Source organism: Christiangramia oceanisediminis, from assembly GCF_022570735.2.
Classification (GTDB): Bacteria; Bacteroidota; Bacteroidia; order Flavobacteriales; family Flavobacteriaceae; genus Christiangramia; species Christiangramia oceanisediminis.
Window position 1 is genome coordinate 33,648 of sequence record NZ_JANCNS010000003.1, and the last position, 14,993, is coordinate 48,640.

Consider the following 14,993-nt stretch of genomic DNA (forward strand, 5'->3'; position numbering starts at 1 on the left):
GTAATAATTCTAGGTGATTTATTTAAAGCTAATCTGTACTGAAAAGGCAATCGAACTGTAAATAATTCAATTCTTATACTCTTTAATATGCTTAAATATTTTATAACTATCAGTATCATTTTCGCTAGAAAACTTCCTAGCCGCTCCTAGATCCTTTGAATAAAATTGACGTTCTCCATGCGTTAAAAAGATAAATTTATAATTATTATCTCTAAGAAACTTATCGAAGTAGTCCTTACGCATGTAGACAAAATTTTGAGTAGTATTATAATCTAAATAAAAATGAAAATTTATTGTGACAAGTTCTCCCCTCCTATTATAAAGATTAAATGTTTGCGGAGCATTAATTAATTTTAAATAAGAAGAAATTTCCATCGAAGGTACCTTGTGATGACCTGCTTGATTTAATGAGCTATGGTAAGATTCCCAGTTATACTCAGCAACAGGAATTAAAATTTCAAATTTCTCAACTATATCCGCAATAATTTCTCTCTCCTTAGGATAACTTATATTTAATCCCTTTTCATCGAAAATTGTATCAGGATAATAGCCCTCTTCACCTCGTTTAACCAATTTTTTATTTTCACCAACAACGAACTGTACTTCATGAAAGTTACTATATGTTGCGGTCTTAATGGTATTCATTTCGCCAGCAAATGTGTAATAATTCTCAGAAACTCTTGGAATACGGTCCCACTTCATATCCTTACTTTTCAACAATTTCACAAAAGTCGAGTATTCAGCTTCCTTTATTAGAATCCCTCTCACTATCATAAATTGCTGTCTCCTAACCTCTTCATCTTTTTGACTAATAAAGCCATTAAGACAAACCCATTCCTTACCCTTTCCATTCAAATCATTCATTTCAAAATAAGAGTCCAATCCAGGAGTTTCACCGCTTTTCAACCAATCATGGATTGAAATTGTTCTATCCCCTAAAAAGTCTTCTACTATAAATGGTTTATTTTTAGTAAGTTCAGGAAAGGTTGGATCTATATCAGATTGTGAAGGTCTAAATTCAGGCCATTCATCCCTCACAAGATCATTATCTTCCCGAAAGCCATAAATTTCAAAGAAAGCTATCCAAGAATATTTTTTACCATACCTTTCTATCTTTGGCTTTTGTGTTCTAGCGTGATAAAAACCTTGCTGAGTTATATTTTTTTCAGCTTTTTCAAATTTCTCCTTATTCCACCCCAAATCAAAAATCCTCCAATAGATTTGACGTCTTACTTTTTGTTTTTCTGGAGGGTCTGAATAGGAACTTCCCTCTGGCACAAGAGATCCTATAGTATAATTACTAAAATCCATATGAATAGGGCCATCATATCCATAATTCTTATCTCCATATTCATATTCACCCCAATTCCTAATTCCTCCAAAAGTATAAGGAGGAGTTATTTCTTTAATCTGATCTTCAGAGAGGGATTTGGGATGATGCATCAAACAAACTTCAATACATCTTCTGGCATAATCTCTAGCTAAAATATGAGTCATCGAATAGGGAGCTTCAGATGCAAAAATTAATTCATAAAGTCTTTTGGCAGTTTTTACTAATAAGTTTTCTCTGAAATACTTAGACTTCCAATCATTATGCTTCGCCAGTATAATTCCATATAGGCTGGCAAGCGTTCGCTCCCACACGTAAGGATCATTTATGGCCAATGAATACTCTGTTAACTCAATGAAGTTAAGTGAAAACCTTCTTCCGTAGTAATAAATAGCTCTTGTCGCTTTATCCCTCATTTCTCTATTTGTAGAAGTTAGCAACCACATTATTTTTTTTGCAGCAATATGAATTCTATCCGAAACAGGCTCATTATCCTTACAAATAGATTCAAACTTTTCTATAAAATTTTTAAGTCTCTCAGAAGAATATGAGTCATACTGTTTTCTGATATATTCCGTCCAAGTAGTATCTCTATCAGCCATCGATAAGTCAAACAATAAATTTGAAAGTAAATTAAAATTCAATGGATGATCGATATTAAATTCGGTATGGTTAAATAATTTAAAAATTTGGAATTTGGTATTATCACACTTGAAATTATCCACTACAATTCTCAAGGCTTTGTCTTTATTAGCTTCAACTGTAGCTGTATTTATTTCAAATAAAGCCTCCAAAAAATATTGCCTAATTTTCGGGTTCAATTCTTGATTATAAATTGTCAATCCAAACTTTTTAACAATTAAAACAGACAAACATCGTAATATATCATGGTATAAAGGATGAAGAGTTTTCCTAATAATCAGTTCATTATGAAACTTATCTCCCTCTAAAAATGAAGTTAGTTCTACCTCGCTTTCAATTCCTTCAAGAAGAAATTTTGCAATCAAATATCCACTTAATAGATCATAAGTAAATGTGATCATTTCCTCCTTACCCCAGTCCCGAAAAATTAATAAATCCTCTCCCTCAAATACAACTAACTGTTCCTCAGTTATTATTTTGGGAATTACGCAAGACAGGGGAGCATTTCTTCTGCTCTTATTCCATAAAATTCTTGAAATTTTTCTTAATATGTTTTGAGAAAAATTTTTGTTATATCTAGCCGATAACTTTAAACTTTCAACAACATTTTTATTAGATTTTTCGAGATATTGATCAAATACATCAAATAAGTCTTCATTTTGGAAAGACACAATTTGACCAGATTTGGCTTCACAGAAAATTTTTAAATATAAAGGTTCAGAAAAATGATTCATTGCCGCAGATTGATTCTGCAACTTAATATCATAATGTTTAAAATATCTATCAACTGCCTCATTTAGATTTTCACCTAAAAAACCCTCTACTTCTGCTTTTTTGAGCCAATTGTTTGAAGTAGCATAAAAATAACCGTCTGGAAATAACTCCTTTTCATAAGAACTCCTATATGTGGTAATAAATAATATGTGTGGATAAAACTGATTTATCTCATTAATAAGCATTTCTAAATCGGTATCCCAAATACTTTTCCAGTGAATAGATTCATTTAAACCATCTATCAATAAAACTGCCTTGGTATTGTTAACTCTACCGGCGACATTTAAAGCTCCCAAAAAATCTTTTAAACTCCATTCAATGGGTAAATCCAATAGATCTTTTAATTGTTCCCTCAATGGTTTATTAGATCTAAAATTTTTACCAAATAAAAATATTGCCGGCTTTCCCTCTTGTATTTGATACTCAACAACATTAGTTGCCAGATGTGTTTTACCTTTAGAAGCTCCTCCTGAAATATGTATATCATTCAGATGTCTATACTCCAAGCAATGAAATATATTTAAGTAAGCATCAATATAATTCCTAAGTGTGAAATAAGGCCCAAGAGAAATTTCTCTATATTTTTTCATCTTAGTCTTTCTGGGCTCAGATTTCTCTTCTTCTTGCGTATCCCAATGAAATGTTGGGATTATATCTCTTTCCCGAAAAGATGAATAATTAGAATAGAAATTTGTCAATTCCTCTTTATAAGTAAGCGCCTTAGAAACAACAGACTCAAGTAAGCTTTTTTGATCTTTCTTTAAATACTCCTGAATTTTAAGAAGAATATCATTTCCACTTCTAATAATTGAAGGATATTCATTGGAAGTAACAAAATTCCTGATTTTTAAATAATCTTCCTCAAAATCCTCATCTACATCATTATTTATTATTTCAGATATTCTTTCTTCATATTCAATTAAAAATTTATCCGTTTCTAATATTTTTTTACGTTCCTCTATAATATCAGCAAGTCTTGAATCAAAAAGGACCTGAATCACTTTTTCGTCAGCTTCGGACATAACATGAAGGCCATTCAAATATTTAGTTTTAATTACTGTGGAATTAGAAACTAAATTAAATTTATCCCTAAACCAATCCCGATCTAAAATTTTATCAGTAAAAAAGTATCTATGAACTTCTGGATACTTTCGCAATAAATTCAGGATCTCTGAATCTCCCAAATGATCGAGTGTCACTTCATGTTTTTTTGGAAGAACCGATCTACCCTTATGTATTTTTATTGGAAGTGATTTATAAAACCACTCTCTCTCATCGTTAGTAAACGTTAGCTGGCTACATAATATCCATTTCTTTAATTTGGTACCATGAGTGTCATAAGCTTTTTGTAGCGAGTTTTTTATTTGTGCTTTTCTCCCCTTTCCATCTAACCTTCCAAAAAATTTACATTGCCAGCCCCATATATCGCCATTAGGTAATTCTAAAAAGAATTCAACCCCATCTCCACCTCCACTGTCATCAATCGAAGTTAGTTTTCCTTTAGTAGAATGATCTTCGAACATTAACTGATAACACAGTTCTTCAAAACTTTTACTTTGATTTGTATTATAAGGTTTTAAATTATTCCAGTTTAGAACACTATTCATTTGAATGTATGGATTTGTAGTAAAATTAGGAAAGTTATTCTTCCTTCCAAGTGTAATCTATAATCTCTAATTTTGATCTTTGTAGGCGAACGCTATGGAAGGAAATTAAAATAATTTCAGAAAGTCTCAATTTAAAGAAACCCACCAACAATTTTAGTGCTTAGGTATAATATTAAAAGAATCTTCTTCCCTTTGATTAGGAAAAACAAAATGGAAACAATTCTCAATTTTAAATAATAAATATTTAGCAAATAATTATATTAAATTGGAATAGTTAAAATTCAACACTTAATACTTTCTTTTGGAATCTAAATTAGTAGTCCGTTTATCTTATAGGGATATTTTCCAAGATAAACAAAGCATACCTCATATATTAAAAAAAATCAACTGCCATGTAGCTTTAATATTCTTGGTTTTATTAAATAAAAATGAACATGAACTTCGGAAGGACCCCTCCAATGAATTAAAATATATTTTAAATAACTGGTTGCCAGGTTTAAATAAAAATATTAAACAAAAAATAATAAAAGCATTCTATAAGCATAAAGATTATAAATCAAGTAAAGAGGATCTCCGTTCTGTTGTGGTAATAAATCGTATTTCGACGCTAAGATCAATGGAACTTTTATTATCACAAAGTACAGATTTTAAGATGGGTTCGAACTCTATTTTAAAGGAAAAAGAAACAGAGAGTGAGTTGGCACTTTTCAAGCTTTATCTTATGATAAATGAAGAAATTGCGTCAAGACAAGATAAAATTTTCAAAGAATATTTTAAAGATACTTTTGATGAACTGGATGATATTCAGTTTCATTTATTAATAGGTATAACCAACCCTCTTATTAAACTAGATATAGCAGAATCTATTCAACCAGAGATATACAAGTTTATTTTGTTTGAAAAGTGGCTCAGATCGAAACCGGAATATTACGAAATGTCACTTTCTTATTTAAGGAGAATAAATATTAGTACTTGGTATGAATACTTCACTGATGTTTTTAATATTTGTCGCGGTTCCACTGAAACGATTTTTATTTCATCTAAATTATACCCAGTCCTTGAAAAGATTCTCTCCTATCTAACTGTTCGAGGTGGCATAAACTCAAGTTGGTCAGAATTCCAAAACCTCAGAAAAAAACCAATAATTGAAATAGAAGAGGGTTTATACCTAATTCTTGATATGGAGTTTCTTTTGAATAAATTATTTTCAAGTCTTTATCATGAAATTTTAGCCCATAGTAAAATTTACGGCCTACCTAATTTTAGCCAAGACTACAATAAAGATTTTATTGAAGATATGCTACTCGAAAATAGCTTTAAGATGACTTTCGGTAATTCTTATAAAAAATTGTCAGAATCCACAATAAAAAAAACCAAACAAAAAAGAATTGACAATTTAAGCCTTCCAGATTTCTATATAAGAAACGGTAAAAAAGTATTTCTGTTCGAGTGCAAAAATTCCTTTATTTCGAACGCTAATAAGATTAAACTTAATACTGAAGAACTATTAGATGAAATTAAAACTAAGTTTTATTGCTACGGATTTAAAGATGCATCTAAGATAAAATCTAAAGCGGTACTTCAACTTATAAATTTTATTAGGCTTTCCATTGAGGGGAGTTATACTTTTTTTGATAATACTGGAAATCCCAAAAAATTAATTTATTACCCTATATTAATCGTAACAGATCCTACGCTAACTTCAATAGGTTTTAATCAATATTTAAATTATTATTTCGAAAAAGAGCTTTTTAAAATTGGATATAGTTCCAAATACTTTATTAAATCATTTACAATAATCCATATCGATGATTTTCTTTATCATCAAAGAAGATTAAAAAAACTCTCCAACGTAATCGATCATTATCATAATTATATTGACAAGGTGGAAGGATTAGATTCGATGATTTCATTCAGTGATTTTCTAACTAATAAAATCTATTTAAGGAGGCCAAAAATGTTGAAGAAAAATGTTTCGCATATATTTGAGAATTCGTTACTTCCTAAAGAATAATGTTTGATCAAATGAAATAATTAGCTTTTAGTCTAATATTTTATAGTTGCCATCTAGTCTTAATAGTCCTAATTTCCATATTTTATCAAAAGGTTAGGTTTTTTCCATTATCTGCATTTGAAATATACTCAGGATTGGTTAGTTTTACTATCCGAAAATCTGATACTACTCCCACCCTATTTGAAGTATTACAGATAATAATGCTAACCAACTTAATTTATGGCCTTATTCCAGGTTTCTGTTTTAAAGAAATACCTTAAGCTTCAGGATGAGAAGACCATCGATAAATCGTATAAAAAATTCACCTCTTATTTTCAGCATCCCGAGATCCAGGAAAACATCAGGAAGTCCAAGGAAGAACAATTCCAGGCGACCTTCCTAAGTGAGCTGTTTGTCAATATACTCGGATATAAGCTAAATCCTAATCCAAATTATAATCTAACCACTGAATTCAAGAACGAATCCAACAACCGTAAGGCTGATGGAGCGATTCTGAAACAGGGAAATGCCATTGGGGTAATTGAATTAAAGGGAACTAATACCAAGCACCTGGAAGGAATCAGGCAACAGGCATTTGATTATAAGGCCAATCAAAAGAATTGCGTTTATGTTATAACATCTAATTTTGAGAAGCTTCGATTCTATATAAACGATGCAACCGAATTCCTGGAATTCGATCTTTTTGAACTTAACCGTAATGACTTCGGTTTACTTTGGCTTTGCATGCATCATGATCATATCCTGAATGGCTTACCTCTCAAGATCAAGGAAGCATCCCTGGTAGAAGAAGAGGCAATTACTAAAGAGTTCTACAAGGATTATTCGGTTTTCAAGAGAGAGTTATACCGGGACCTTGTAAAGAAAAATGCCAAAGAATTAAAATCTATTCGTCATTCTGAACTTGCTTCTGAATCCCTAGAAGATGAAGAATTCCAAAAAGAGGTGAATGGCTTAGAAAAGAATGTAAAGCTCAACCTTTTTAAAAAATCACAGAAGCTTATAGATCGCTTCCTTTTTGTCTTCTTTGCCGAAGACCGTGGCCTCCTTCCTCCCAATTCTATCCATAAAATCATTCAGAACTGGGAAATGTTACAGGAAATGGATGTAGAGCAATCCCTATACGAAAGATATAAGATTTACTTCAATTACCTGAACACTGGTCGTGAGGCTAAAGGTGACCAGGCCGAGATCTTCGCTTATAATGGCGGACTCTTTAAACCGGATACCATTTTGGATATGCTGAAGATAGATAATGATCTATTGCTAAAGCATACTAAGAAGCTTGCTACCTACGATTTCGAAAGCCAGGTAGACGTAAATATTCTGGGGCATATCTTTGAAAATTCATTGAACGAGATCGAGAGCGTAAATGCCGAGATCGAGGGTGCCGACTTCGATAAGCAGAAAAGCAAGCGAAAAAAAGATGGAGTCTTTTATACGCCTAAATATATTACCAAATATATTGTGGAGAATACGGTTGGTAAGCTTTGCGAGGAAAAGAAGATCGAACTGGGCTTCCGGGAAGAAGAATACTTTAAAGGAAGAAAAAAACGCCATAAAGCTACCTTAGAACAACTTTTAAAAATTCTTGAAAATTACCGGGAATGGCTTTTAAAACTTACTATATGTGACCCCGCTTGTGGCTCCGGAGCTTTTTTAAACCAGGCGTTGGACTTTTTAATTAAGGAACACCGATATATCGATGAAATGCGCGGTAAGTTGCTTGATGAAAGTTTTCGGTTCCCTGGGATCGAGAATACCATCTTGGAAAACAATATTTACGGGGTGGATATCAACGAAGAGAGCGTGGAAATCGCACGGCTAAGTCTATGGTTGCGTACAGCTAAGCCACATAGAAAACTCAATGACCTTAGCAGCCATATTAAATGCGGAAACTCATTAATCGATAATAAAAAAATAGCCGGGGATAAAGCTTTTAAATGGGATAAAGAATTTCCGGAAGTTTTTAAAAATGGTGGTTTTGATGTGATTATTGGAAATCCTCCCTACGGAGCAAAATTAGAAAAGCCTTCCCAGCAGTATTTGAATGAAAGGTATATTCAGGGTGGTTCTGAAACTGTAATATCTTTTCTAAAATTATCTCATGAATTATTAAATATTCATGGCCAACTAGGTTTTATTATACCTAAATCGTTCTCGTTTTCTTCGAATTACAGAAGCATTAGAGAATTTTTAATTGCCGAAATATCTGAGATAGTTGATTGCGGTAAAGTTTGGAACAATGTTAAGCTAGAACAAATAATTATAAGTTTCACAAAATCTAAAATTTCACCCGTATATAATTCAGCTATAAGAAATAATACTGACATAACTAGCTTGGGTATAATCGATAAACAAACCTTTAAAAAATATGATTTAATACTAAATGGTATATCGGAAAAAGAATTAGAAATAGGCCAGAAAATACATTCCAATAATATTTTTCTGAATGACGTTGCCATCAATCAAAGAGGAGGTTCTATCCAAAGAAATATTGGCCCTACAGGAGATTTTTTCGTTCTGGGGGGAGCTAATATACAAAGAGAAGGGATTAAAGGATATAAAGGTATGGCACCTAAAAATAAAATTAATAATGATTCTAAAAATCTTCTGAATAGAAACTCAGTATTAGTCCAAAATATTGTTTCTCATATTAACAATCCAATTGAGCATATTAAAATAACAGCTTGCACAGTAGATACGAATTTAAACCGGTACGCAATTCTAGATACAATTAATCAATTAACAATTAACAGCAATAAATACAGCAACATTCAAATAGAAAATTTACTAAACTCACCTCTAGTAAACTGGTATGCCTTCCGATTCATTTATGGTAAAGCTATACGAACTATGCACTTTGATAATGCTGTGACATCAAGAATCCCACTACCCGTTTTTACAATTCAAGAGGGAAAAGAAATTAATAGTTTAGGAATTGAGCTGAAAAAGAGATTTAAAGAAATTTTCGAGTTAGAAGAAGTTTTTGATGATTTTATAAGGTTATCTATTGATTTACAATCCCATAAAGGAATAATTGGAAATTCGATCAATGATTTTAAAAAATTTATTAATAAAATAAATTCTATACTTCGAAAAAACAATCGAGAAAAATTATCTAAAGAACAAGAATTGGATTGGTTTGGTGTTTTCAACAAAAAATCGATGGAAATTTTAAAACTGAAAAAAGAAATTACTGAAATTCAGTATTCAATTGATAATTTAATTTTTAAGGTTTATGGTTTGAATGAAAAAGAAATACAGATTATTAAAGACCAGATGCCCTAATTATAACTAAAATAAAGAGTGTTTAACTTTCAAATAATTAAAAAGCAATAATTAGGATAAATATTTAAATCAATAATTTAATTAAAAATAAAAATTTATGACAACCGAAGAACTTAATCAAGCATATAACTATTTCACCCAGCCAAATATTCAAACCTATATTGAAGCGGAAGTAGCTCATACATCACGCAACAGATTTGAAAGAGATTATGCTGAATTTACTGGAAATCAACCATTACCTGTTGACACGAATTCAAAACCCTATTTCGTTTTAGCGCCAAATGCGAATAAATGGGGAATAGAATTACGAATTTATTTTACTGAAGATGAAGATAATATCCCTGAATTTTTAGATGCTCTAGCAACTTCAAATACTAGACCGGGATATGAGATGTATGATAAGCGTATAAATAATAACGAGCTTATAAACTATTTACTTTCAAGAGGATTTACCTTAGGATAGCATACTAGAAGGCCTCGATCCGGTAAAAGAAATGATCAAGAAAACAACCCTTTTACCGGATGTAGCTTTTATAAAAAGTGATAATAAAGGTGGAACTTTAGCAGCACATAAATGAGACTGTTGGTAAGATGAATAAATCATTTCAATTAAAGAATTATAAAATAAATGGCTAAATATTTAGATACTTCACAGATTTCAAGTGAGTTAATGCAATTATTAAAGGAAGCGAAGGAAAAAATAATTTTAGTAACCTATTCACTGCAGGTAAATAATCAAATTCAGGAAAGATTAAAAACTAAAAGTAAAGTAGGCTCAATTTCGGAAATTACCATCATCTATGGAAATACGAAGCTTAAGGAGCAGGAACTTAAGTGGATGGAAGAGATTGAGGAGCTTAAAGTATATCAGAAAAAAAATCTTCATGCCAAATGCTATATAAATGAAAATAAGGCAATTATTTCTTCTATGAATTTATACGACTATAGTCAAACTTCGAATATCGAGATGGGATTTTTAATTGAAAGAGATAAGGATAAAGAAGCCTATGAGATGATGATGGAAGATATTTATGATCTTAAAATCAATGGGGATAAAAAGAAATTAAATGAATTGGAAGAAAAGGAAATACCAATTGACAAAAACGATATTGATCCAATTAAAAATCAAGAGAAAAATAATATTGAATTAACCTATGTTCAGCAGGTTCAGAAATTTCTTTTAGAAGAGTTTAGAAAAGATTTATCACATCAATTTAGACAGAAATCCGAAACTATTTTATCGGATAACGATATATTGAACATTATTACCAGTTCTAATATTTCAGAATCTAGCCTTGTAAATATTTTAAGAAACCGCAAAAAGGCCGATCAGTTATCTAGTCAGATAATAAGTATTATGGAGTATTCCCATAATTTTACAATAGGTGAGATATTAGATACACAATATCAAAATGATCAATTTAGTTACGATCAAATTCAAATGAAGACTTTAAGCGAAAACCTAACCAGGTGGTATGACACTAAACAGGAATTACCACAAAAAGGTGAAATAGTAGCCGTTAGCTTGAATAAAAATTGGTTTAACGATTATATCATTCTCGAAGAAAGTAATACAGGAATTGAAGATACTACCAGAACTATTTTAGACTATTCCAATTCAGTTTATCGATCAACTAAAGAGTTATCAGAAATCACATCTTTAAGCAGCAGAGAAATCAATTCAATTTTGATGGAAAATAAACTTATGGAAAAGGAAGGAAATGATTGGTATGCTACTAAAAAAGGTAATAAATATGGAGCTATGCAAAAAGAGGGTAGATATGGTAAATTTATATTATGGCCTGAGGAAATAATCGAGCTTTTTAGTCTTACAACATAATGCTTAGATAATTATTTTTATGTAAATTATTGGCTGCTATCAATAAACTGATTCCCTACTCTCCGTTTTTTGTAGTTTGAACCTCCAATACTATAAAACAATAAAATGGATCTATCTGAATTGAATTCTAACCAGCAAAAGGCGGTTACATTTGAGGGAAAACATTTATTAGTATTAGCTGGGGCAGGCACGGGAAAAACTAAAACTATTATTTCAAGGGCTGCTTATTTGATTTCTCAAGGGGTGGATCCTGGAAAAATCCAAATACTCACTTTTACCAAAAGAGCTGCAAGTGAAATCATAAACCGGGTCAAGGCTAATCTAGATAATAGTCAGGCGAAAAACCTAAACGGTTCTACTTTCCATTCCTGGTGTAATCAATTGTTGACCAAATTTCCCAACTTATTTGGAACTAAATCATTCACAGTTATTGATCAAGATGATCAGGTAAGCATCATGAAATTGGTATGTGGTAATAACTATGTACAGTATGAAGATTTACGGATTAAAGCCGAGGGTTTAATTGATTTGTACTCCTTTGCCAGGAATACTAAAAAAAGTCTTTCAGATACGATAAGGTTGAAACTTTTCAATAATCTAAATGATGAAGACACCGTAGAAAAAATTAAACTGATCAAACCTAAAATTGAAGTTCTTTTAAGAGGGTATGAACAGAAGAAAAAGGAAAGAAAATATTTAGATTATGATGATATGCTTTTGGTTGTCGCCATAAGATTAAATAAAGATCCGGAAGCAAGACGAGTGGTTAGTTCTCAATACGAACATATACTGGTGGATGAAATGCAAGACACCAACCCTTTACAGTGGGATCTATTAAACCCTTTTCAGAAAATATGTCATTTGTACTGTGTAGGTGATGATGCACAATCAATATATTCTTTCAGAGGGGCAGATTTCAAGAATGTACATTCCTTTAAAGAACGGGTAGAGAATTCAGAAGTTTATAAACTGGATCAAAATTATAGATCTACTCAAGAGATTCTGGATATTTCCAATTGGCTTTTAGAGCAATCACCGATAGAATACGGTAAAGAATTAATCTCTGTTCGTGGGGATGGCAGTGTTCCTGAGATTATAAATGTAGAAAATGAATGGGAGGAAGCCGATTTCATTTCTGAAACTATAATTGAAAACTTCACAAAAAACAATAAGACATATAAAGACCATTTGATTCTTTCCCGATCACAGTATTATACCAGGTCATTACAAGCAACTTTTATCAAAAACAAGATCCCGTATGTTACATATGGAGGAAGGAAGTTTATGGAATCAGCCCATATAAAAGATATGGTTTCTGCCCTAAGAGTCGTAAACAACAAGGATGATGAGATAGCCTGGATGCGATATTTAAGTATCTGGGAAGGTATAGGGGAAATTAAAGCAGCTAGGTATACTGGTGAACTTTTATTTCAGAAATCAATCGAGGATTGTATTGATTGGCTAAAATCCATCATTCTGGAAAACGATGGGAAAATTATAGCCGATGTGATAGAAACTATTGCTAAAAATAGAGATAACCTTAAAGAGGCGGTAGATGGTTCCTTTCACTTAATGGAGGAAAGATTAGCTTTTAAATACAGAAAAGACTGGGAAAATAAAAGAAAGGGAGATTTTCCTGTATTAGGTATACTTGCTAAAAACTATTCCACTTTAGGAGAGTTTATTACCGAGTGTACTTTAGATAATGCAACTGACATCAATAACTCTCCAGTTCTTGCTGATTCATTTATAAATAGGTCAGAGGATAAAGATCATGTAATAATTTCTACAATTCATTCAGCAAAAGGTCTTGAATCTGACGTTTGCTTTGTTCTGAATGTATCTCCAAAGGCATTTCCATCATCCTGGACACTTGGAAATATTGATGAAGTTGAGGAAGAGAGAAGAGTATTATATGTTGCAATGACTAGAGCAAAAAACCAATTATTTATTACTAGGAATATTCATTCATTACATGCGCAGAGTTCTTCAAGTGTCCAAAATAATGGTGAAATAAAACCTCTACAACCCGAAACTTATTTTCTGCATGGTTTACCGGAAGAAATGGTAGAGCAATCTACCAAGGAAAGGTTTGAACAAGCTGCTAAAGATATAGAAGAACCTAATAAAATTGATTTATCCTCTGGAATGGACTTTAGTTAATAGTGTAATACTGGTTTAAAAATTACTAGGTAATTTGAATTTACATTATCATTATTTAAAACAAACAATGACTAAAAATTTTTCAGTAAATTCTCATTTATTTTGAACTGTTGATAATGGGTTTGTACCTAGATTACACCTCGTTTTTGGCTAACGCCAGTAATAATGGGAATTGAAAACTTCTGTATTGGCAAATAAACAGAAGATTTTATTTGATATCATTTGATATCATTTCATATTAAATGGCTGTTAGTACAGCTCTTTTACACATCCAGACCACCTCCACAAGAGCTAATTAGGCCCAGGGAAAATATGCGATCAAAGATAGATCCAAAGCAAAACTCTTATCACGAGGCTATATTTTAAGAACCTGGTGTTTACTTTTCATCTCAATAACGCACAGGAATTATTGGCAAGGTTAGGAACGGCAGATGCGGGGCTTTATTAATTCCCTTAAAAATCACCATTATATTTTTTTTCAAACCGAAACGGTAAAATTGATCAAATTCGAAAATGATTATTTTATAAAAAAATAAATGATCAACCCGACCAATCCGGCTGGCCTTTGACTCCAGACTTCCCCCTGATGGCAGCCTTGAAAAACCTATTTCAATTCTCTAAGAATTAGAAGCCTCTCCAGTGGATAATAATCGGTGAACCAAAAAACTATTTCTATATTTAGGAAACCTTAAATGAAGATGGTGGAAATTTTACAAAAAAATCTTCAACGTACTCTTGGAAGCAGCATTCCCAACGAACTAATTGATCTTCTCGTCAAATATTCCTTTCAAAAATCATTTGATAAAAAGGAACTCCTGGCCGAGGCAGGTGTTGATTGTAAATACCAGTATTTTATACTCGAAGGATCGGCATATTCTTTTTATGTCAATGATAAAGGTGAGAAAAACGTCATTCAGCTGGCGATCGAAGAATACTGGATTACCGATGCTGCAAGTTATTTTACGGGGAAGCCCGCGGTGGCCACTATTGAAACCCTGGAACCAACTACAGCCCTTCTAATTAATCGCAAGGATTATGATAAGCTTTGCTGTTCGCACCCGCTTTTTGACAAATTTTTTCGTATCCTGATGCAAAATGCCCTGGCTTCATTACACCAACGAATTGCTAAAACAATCAGCGAAGAAGCCGAATTACGATACCGGGAATTTTCAGAAAAGTATCCTCATTTTATCCAGCGTATTCCTCAATACCTAATAGCCTCTTACCTGGGAATAAGACCTCAATCCCTGAGCCGAATTCGTAAGAATATTTTTCAAAAGTGAATTTTCATGTTTCCGAAGTTAACATAGGTTAATCATTTTAAACAATGATAAA

7 protein-coding genes are annotated in these 14,993 nt (G+C 31.9%); 6 read left to right on the plus strand and 1 reads right to left on the minus strand.

The genetic code is table 11. From position 1 onward, the window contains the following. Positions 1-66: 66 nt before the first annotated feature. On the minus strand, positions 67-4,353 hold the full coding sequence (locus MKO06_RS12930; protein WP_241552481.1) for an NACHT domain-containing protein: 4,287 nt from the start codon (positions 4,351-4,353) through the stop codon (positions 67-69). A 301-nt stretch (positions 4,354-4,654) separates the two neighbouring features. On the opposite strand from MKO06_RS12930, the gene MKO06_RS12935 reads away from it, so the two are divergent. The 6 genes from MKO06_RS12935 (at position 4,655) to MKO06_RS12960 (ending at position 14,941) form a co-directional block, all read left to right on the plus strand. Beyond that, entirely contained in the window at positions 4,655-6,367 is a 1,713-nt protein-coding gene (locus MKO06_RS12935; RefSeq protein WP_241552482.1) for a hypothetical protein, read from the plus strand. Positions 6,368-6,586: 219 nt separating this feature from the next. Beyond that, positions 6,587-9,655, plus strand: coding sequence for an Eco57I restriction-modification methylase domain-containing protein (locus MKO06_RS12940; protein WP_241552483.1), 3,069 nt, complete (start codon positions 6,587-6,589; stop codon positions 9,653-9,655). Between the two features lie 97 nt (positions 9,656-9,752). Then, positions 9,753-10,118 (plus strand): hypothetical protein, encoded by a 366-nt coding sequence (locus tag MKO06_RS12945; RefSeq protein WP_241552484.1) that lies wholly within the window; start codon positions 9,753-9,755, stop codon positions 10,116-10,118. A gap of 165 nt (positions 10,119-10,283) precedes the next feature. After that, positions 10,284-11,495 carry a phospholipase D-like domain-containing protein gene (locus tag MKO06_RS12950; protein ID WP_241552485.1) on the plus strand — a complete coding sequence of 404 codons (1,212 nt, stop codon included), beginning with the start codon at positions 10,284-10,286 and terminating at the stop codon, positions 11,493-11,495. A gap of 105 nt (positions 11,496-11,600) precedes the next feature. Next, a complete protein-coding gene (locus MKO06_RS12955) occupies positions 11,601-13,658 on the plus strand; it encodes an ATP-dependent helicase (protein ID WP_241552486.1) in 2,058 nt (685 codons plus the stop codon). A 698-nt stretch (positions 13,659-14,356) separates the two neighbouring features. Further along, positions 14,357-14,941 carry a Crp/Fnr family transcriptional regulator gene (locus tag MKO06_RS12960; protein ID WP_241552487.1) on the plus strand — a complete coding sequence of 195 codons (585 nt, stop codon included), beginning with the start codon at positions 14,357-14,359 and terminating at the stop codon, positions 14,939-14,941. Positions 14,942-14,993: the final 52 nt, after the last annotated feature.